The organism is Microbacterium sp. 3J1, assembly GCF_001049495.1.
In the GTDB taxonomy this organism is placed as follows: Bacteria; Actinomycetota; Actinomycetes; order Actinomycetales; family Microbacteriaceae; genus Microbacterium.
The window spans coordinates 1-5405 of record NZ_CDWI01000015.1; the positions used below are offsets into that span (position 1 = coordinate 1).

The 5405-nt window shown below is 54.3% G+C and carries 2 rRNA genes; both read right to left on the reverse strand.

The annotated features are described in order from the left end of the window. Positions 1-103 precede the first annotated feature (103 nt). Positions 104-3208, reverse strand: a 23S ribosomal RNA gene (locus tag BN2660_RS16345). 414 nt (positions 3209-3622) lie between these two features. Further along, positions 3623-5147 (reverse strand): 16S ribosomal RNA (locus BN2660_RS16350). The 16S and 23S rRNA genes sit together here, the layout of an rRNA operon. Between the last annotated feature and the right edge of the window lie 258 nt (positions 5148-5405).

Here is a 5405-nt window from a genome sequence, read left to right on the forward strand (position 1 = left end):
ACTATTGATGTTTCAATCAAACACATAACAAAGTCATTGTCATGCGGTTCTCGACCGTACATCGAGAACCACTCAGTGGACGCGTAGCACCAACAAACGGTGTGTTATCAAGTCATCGGCTTATTAGTACCAGTCAGCTGCATGCATTGCTGCACTTCCACATCTGGCCTATCAACCCAGTAGTCTGGCTGGGAGCCTCTCACCCGAAGGTATGGAAGTCTCATCTTGAGGCCGGCTTCCCGCTTAGATGCTTTCAGCGGTTATCCATCCCGAACGTAGCTAATCAGCGGTGCTCCTGGCGGAACAACTGACACACCAGAGGTTCGTCCAACCCGGTCCTCTCGTACTAGGGTCAGATCCTCTCAAACTTCCTACGCGCGCAGCGGATAGGGACCGAACTGTCTCACGACGTTCTAAACCCAGCTCGCGTACCGCTTTAATGGGCGAACAGCCCAACCCTTGGGACCTACTCCAGCCCCAGGATGCGACGAGCCGACATCGAGGTGCCAAACCATGCCGTCGATATGGACTCTTGGGCAAGATCAGCCTGTTATCCCCGAGGTACCTTTTATCCGTTGAGCGACAGCGCTTCCACAAGCCACTGCCGGATCACTAGTCCCGACTTTCGTCCCTGCTCGACCTGTCAGTCTCACAGTCAAGCTCCCTTGTGCACTTACACTCGACACCTGATTGCCAACCAGGTTGAGGGAACCTTTGGGCGCCTCCGTTACTTTTTGGGAGGCAACCGCCCCAGTTAAACTACCCACCAGGCACTGTCCCTGAACCGGATTACGGTTCGAAGTTAGATATCCAGAGTGACCAGAGTGGTATTTCAACAATGACTCCACATGAACTGGCGTCCATGCTTCACAGTCTCCCACCTATCCTACACAAGCCACACCGAACACCAATACCAAGCTGTAGTAAAGGTCACGGGGTCTTTCCGTCCTGCTGCGCGTAACGAGCATCTTTACTCGTAATGCAATTTCGCCGAGTTCGCGGTTGAGACAGTTGGGAAGTCGTTACGCCATTCGTGCAGGTCGGAACTTACCCGACAAGGAATTTCGCTACCTTAGGATGGTTATAGTTACCACCGCCGTTTACTGGGGCTTAAATTCTCAGCTTCGCCTTGCGGCTAACCGGTCCTCTTAACCTTCCAGCACCGGGCAGGCGTCAGTCCGTATACATCGTCTTGCGACTTGGCACGGACCTGTGTTTTTAGTAAACAGTCGCTACCCACTAGTCTCTGCGGCCACCACACCCTTTTCGGAGCAAGTCCGTATAAGTGGATGGCCCCCCTTCTCCCGAAGTTACGGGGGCATTTTGCCGAGTTCCTTAACCACGATTCTCTCGATCTCCTTGGTATTCTCTACCTGACCACCTGAGTCGGTTTGGGGTACGGGCGGCTAGAACCTCGCGTCGATGCTTTTCTTGGCAGCATAGGATCATCCACTTTTTATCCGCATCGTGTCTCAGCCTATGTGAACGGCGGATTTGCCTACCGTTCGGCCTACGCACTTGCACCAGGACAACCATCGCCTGGCTTGGACTACCTTCCTGCGTCACACCTGTTAATACGCTAACCGCACCAGAATGGGGTCGTGCGCTAGGCCCAGAGCGTCACCCCGAAGGGATCAGTCACTGGGATTCAGACACTTAGCACTACTGGATTAGCTTGGGCGGTTCTTCGCCGGTACGGGAATATCAACCCGTTGTCCATCGACTACGCCTGTCGGCCTCGCCTTAGGTCCCGACTTACCCAGGGAAGATTAGCTTGACCCTGGAACCCTTGGTCTTTCGGAGGACGTGTTTCTCACACGTCTTTCGCTACTCATGCCTGCATTCTCACTCGTGTAGCCTCCACGGCTGGTTTACACCGCCGCTTCGCTGGCCACACGACGCTCTCCTACCCATCAACACGGCTGGACCACGAAGGCCTACCAATAATGTCAATGCCACAACTTCGGTGGCGTGCTTGAGCCCCGTTACATTGTCGGCGCGGAATCACTTGACCAGTGAGCTATTACGCACTCTTTCAAGGGTGGCTGCTTCTAAGCCAACCTCCTGGTTGTCAAGGCAACTCCACATCCTTTCCCACTTAGCACGCGCTTTGGGACCTTAGTTGGTGGTCTGGGTTGTTTCCCTCTCGACTATGAAGCTTATCCCCCACAGTCTCACTGCTGCGCTCTCACTTACCGGCATTCGGAGTTTGGCTGACGTCAGTAACCTTGTAGGGCCCATCGGCCATCCAGTAGCTCTACCTCCGGCAAGAAACACGCAACGCTGCACCTAAATGCATTTCGGAGAGAACCAGCTATCACGAAGTTTGATTGGCCTTTCACCCCTATCCACAGCTCATCCCCTCAGTTTTCAACCTAAGTGGGTTCGGTCCTCCACGACGTCTTACCGTCGCTTCAACCTGGCCATGGATAGATCACTTCGCTTCGGGTCTAGGACATGCGACTGAATCGCCCTATTCAGACTCGCTTTCGCTACGGCTACCCCACACGGGTTAACCTCGCCACATATCGCTAACTCGCAGGCTCATTCTTCAAAAGGCACGCTGTCACAGCTACTAAGGCTGCTCCAACGGTTTGTAAGCAAACGGTTTCAGGTACTATTTCACTCCCCTCCCGGGGTACTTTTCACCTTTCCCTCACGGTACTTGTCCGCTATCGGTCATCTGGGAGTATTTAGGCTTATCAGGTGGTCCTGACAGATTCACACGGGATTTCACGGGCCCCGTGCTACTTGGGATACTCTTCGCGCCACGGTTGGCATTTCGACTACGGGGTTGGCACCCTCTATGACCGGCCTTTCAAGACCGTTCGTCTATACCATCGTGTAACGCCGCCACCTCGGCAGAGATGACTGAAAAGTCCCACAACCCCCAACGTGCAACGCCTGCCGGCTATCACACACGCTAGGTTTAGCCTGTTCCGGTTTCGCTCGCCACTACTAACGGAATCGCGGTTGCTTTCTCTTCCTGTGGGTACTGAGATGTTTCACTTCCCCACGTTCCCTCTACCCGCCCTATATATTCAGGCGGGAGTCACTAGGTCGGCACGCCGCCCAGCGGGGTTTCCCCATTCGGACACCCTCGGATCAAAACTTGCTTATCAGTTCCCCGAGGCTTATCGCAGATTGCTACGTCCTTCTTCGGCTCCAGATGCCAAGGCATCCACCGTTTGCTCTTAAAGACTTGAAATCACATGAGTTTGAATCAGAATCGACACCAGACCCGAAGGCCTGGCATGAAATTGACTAATGATCTTTAAGATCATCTTGTGCAACCGATCAAAGATCAGTTGCAAGATGCTCGCGTCCACTGTGTAGTTCTCAAAGTACGGGCGGTACCCCTTCTCACTTCCCCCACAAGGGAAACAACAAGAGGCCCAGAGGTACGGCCACGATCCGAAGATCGCATCCGGTCCCTCAGGACCCAACAGCGTGCAGACACCCCGCTCACAAAGCCCCCCTTTCCAACCAACCCGAAGGTCAGCGTACTCACGAGACTCAGCTGCGCTGATGTCATGTCAAATGTTCCACCCATGAGCTCCCAGCGAAGAACATGTGCCTTCGATCTGGGTTCTGGACTCATAAAGAGTCAGATGCTCCTTAGAAAGGAGGTGATCCAGCCGCACCTTCCGGTACGGCTACCTTGTTACGACTTAGTCCTAATTACCGATCCCACCTTCGACGGCTCCCTCCACAAGGGTTAGGCCACCGGCTTCAGGTGTTACCGACTTTCATGACTTGACGGGCGGTGTGTACAAGACCCGGGAACGTATTCACCGCAGCGTTGCTGATCTGCGATTACTAGCGACTCCGACTTCATGAGGTCGAGTTGCAGACCTCAATCCGAACTGGGACCGGCTTTTTGGGATTCGCTCCACCTCGCGGTATTGCAGCCCTTTGTACCGGCCATTGTAGCATGCGTGAAGCCCAAGACATAAGGGGCATGATGATTTGACGTCATCCCCACCTTCCTCCGAGTTGACCCCGGCAGTATCCCATGAGTTCCCACCATTACGTGCTGGCAACATAGAACGAGGGTTGCGCTCGTTGCGGGACTTAACCCAACATCTCACGACACGAGCTGACGACAACCATGCACCACCTGTTTACGAGTGTCCAAAGAGTTGACCATTTCTGGCCCGTTCTCGTATATGTCAAGCCTTGGTAAGGTTCTTCGCGTTGCATCGAATTAATCCGCATGCTCCGCCGCTTGTGCGGGTCCCCGTCAATTCCTTTGAGTTTTAGCCTTGCGGCCGTACTCCCCAGGCGGGGAACTTAATGCGTTAGCTGCGTCACGGAATCCGTGGAATGGACCCCACAACTAGTTCCCAACGTTTACGGGGTGGACTACCAGGGTATCTAAGCCTGTTTGCTCCCCACCCTTTCGCTCCTCAGCGTCAGTTACGGCCCAGAGATCTGCCTTCGCCATCGGTGTTCCTCCTGATATCTGCGCATTCCACCGCTACACCAGGAATTCCAATCTCCCCTACCGCACTCTAGTCTGCCCGTACCCACTGCAGGCCGGAGGTTGAGCCTCCGGATTTCACAGCAGACGCGACAAACCGCCTACGAGCTCTTTACGCCCAATAATTCCGGATAACGCTTGCGCCCTACGTATTACCGCGGCTGCTGGCACGTAGTTAGCCGGCGCTTTTTCTGCAGGTACCGTCACTTTCGCTTCTTCCCTGCTAAAAGAGGTTTACAACCCGAAGGCCGTCATCCCTCACGCGGCGTTGCTGCATCAGGCTTTCGCCCATTGTGCAATATTCCCCACTGCTGCCTCCCGTAGGAGTCTGGGCCGTGTCTCAGTCCCAGTGTGGCCGGTCACCCTCTCAGGCCGGCTACCCGTCGACGCCTTGGTGAGCCATTACCTCACCAACAAGCTGATAGGCCGCGAGCCCATCCCCAACCAAAAAATCTTTCCAGTAACTGACCATGCGGTCGCTACTCGTATCCAGTATTAGACGCCGTTTCCAGCGCTTATCCCAGAGTCAGGGGCAGGTTGCTCACGTGTTACTCACCCGTTCGCCACTGATCCCACAGAGCAAGCTCCGTGTTCACCGTTCGACTTGCATGTGTTAAGCACGCCGCCAGCGTTCATCCTGAGCCAGGATCAAACTCTCCGTAAAAAAGAAATGCATACGACACCCGGAATAGGATGACGCAGCGAGTTTGATGCTGACCAAAGAGACAAATTCATTGCTGACTTCATCCGTTGCCAACCCCCCGAAAGGGATTGGTCTTTGATCCAAAGGAATCTCATCCAGCCGAAGCTGAATCGAGGTTATTTGGCATTTGACAAGTGCACGCTGTTGAGTTCTCAAGGATCGGATGCTCCCACGACCCAGTCATCACAACCAGGCCCGAAGGGCAACTTCTCAATCTTA